The following is a 1,011-nucleotide window of genomic DNA, read 5'->3' as shown; positions in this document are numbered from 1 at the left end:
ACAACTCCGCCCGAGCCCCCACATCCACCCCGCGGGTCGGCTCGTCCAGCAGCAACAACTTGCGGTTGTTCAACAACCACCGGGCCAGCACAGCCTTCTGCTGGTTACCGCCCGACAACGTCTTGATCGGCCGCTCCGGATCAGCGGGCCGGATGTCGAGGGCCTGCACCATCTCCCGCGCGTCGGCCGCCTCACGGCGCCGGTCCATCCAGCCCAGCCGCGAATACCGGCCCAAACTCGCCAGGCTGATGTTGCGCGACACGCTCTGGTCCAGCAGCAACGCCTGCGCCTTACGCTCCTCCGGCGCCAGTCCCATGCCCAGCCGCACCGCACCGGTCGTACCACCACCCCGGCGCACCGGCTTGCCCTCCAGCACGACCTGCCCGGAGAAGCGCCGCGCCCCGTACACCGCCTCGATGATCTCCGAGCGGCCCGAGCCGACCAGACCGGCCAGACCCACGATCTCCCCGGCCCGCACCGAGAACGACACGTCCGAGACGCGGCCGGGAATGCTCAGGTCACGGACCCGCAGTACCTCCGCCTTGCCGTCGTGGCTGCCGGAGGCGGGCCGCTTGGGGAAGACGTACTCGACGTTGCGGCCGGTCATCAGCGACACCACCTGCGAGGTCGGCGTCTCCTTCGCGGGCAGCCCCACCGCGACCGTACGACCGTCCTTCAGGACCGTCACCCGATCCCCGATCTCGCGGATCTCCTCCAGCCGATGCGAGATGTAGACCACCGCCACACCCTGAGCCGTCAGCTCCCGGATGATCCGGAACAGGTTGCCCACCTCGTCATGGGCCAGCGCCGCCGACGGCTCGTCCATGATGATCAACCGGGTGTCGTGCGACAGCGCCCGCGCCATGCTCACCACCTGCTTGGCCGCCGGAGACAACCTGCCCACCTCCACCGACGGGCGAATCTCCGCGTGCCCCAGCCGGGCCAGCAACTCCCGCGTCGCCCGCGCCGCCTCACCCCGGCCCACGAACCCCATCCGGGCCGGCTCATGCC

General features: G+C 70.3%; 1 protein-coding gene. It reads right to left on the bottom strand.

The genetic code is table 11. From position 1 onward, the window contains the following. On the bottom strand, nt 1-994 hold a 994-nt coding region (locus ACW9TB_RS39315), incomplete at its 3' end, for a sugar ABC transporter ATP-binding protein (RefSeq protein ID WP_472753206.1). Nucleotides 995-1,011 lie beyond the last annotated feature (17 nt).

Source organism: Streptosporangium sp. H13245, from assembly GCF_055690525.1.
Note: the sequence above shows the minus strand (reverse complement) of the source record. Positions and strands in the feature narration are given on the sequence as shown.